Annotated in this window: 1 protein-coding gene; it reads left to right on the top strand. The window is 45.5% G+C overall.

Annotated features, from left to right (window positions below; genetic code table 11):
* On the top strand, positions 1 to 829 hold an 829-nt coding region (cysG, locus tag A3757_RS24920), incomplete at both ends, for a siroheme synthase CysG (protein ID WP_068740502.1).

Consider the following 829-nt stretch of genomic DNA (forward strand, 5'->3'; position numbering starts at 1 on the left):
CGTATCAGCTTAGCTGTCGCAGCGTCTGAAGATAAGGTTGTTAATGAAGCTATAGCAAAGACTGCTAAGCAGAGAAATATCCCGATTAACGTCGTTAATCGAGTAGATATTAGTGATTTCGTATTTCCTTCTATTATTGACCGCTCACCTGTTATTGCCGCGGTATCTAGTAGTGGTGAATTGCCTATTTTAACGCGTTTGGTTCGTAGTCGTTTAGAGGCAAACCTTCCACATGCTTTTGGCCGTATGGCGATGATCGCTAAAAAGTACCGGCAGCAGGTACGTGAGGGTGTTGATGGTATTAATGCGAGAAGGCGCTTTTGGGAAAAACACTTGGAAGGTAAGTTCTCTGAGTTGGTTTTTTCAGGAAAGGAAGAAGACGCTGTTGACCTATTAGAGTCTGCCATTGAAGATCTTTCTTCTACTGCGCCAAGTAATGACGGTGAGGTTTACTTGGTCGGCGCAGGGCCCGGAGATCCCGACTTATTAACGTTCAAGGCTTTGCGCTTGATTCGCCAGGCAGATATCGTTTTGTACGATCGTTTGGTATCTGAACCAATATTAGAGCTTGTCAGGCATGATGCGGAGCGTATTAATGTTGGAAAGGAGCGTTCAAATCACCTTGTCCCACAAGAGTCGATTAACGAATTGCTTGTTAAGTACGCAAAGCAGGGTAAGAGAGTACTGCGTTTGAAAGGCGGCGACCCATTTATATTTGGTCGTGGTGGCGAAGAAATAGAAACGCTGGCAGAAGAGGGAGTGAGTTTCCAGGTTGTGCCAGGAATTACTGCTGCATCGGGCTGTTCCGCTTATTCAGGCATACCTTTAA

This window comes from Oleiphilus sp. HI0117, assembly GCF_001635235.1.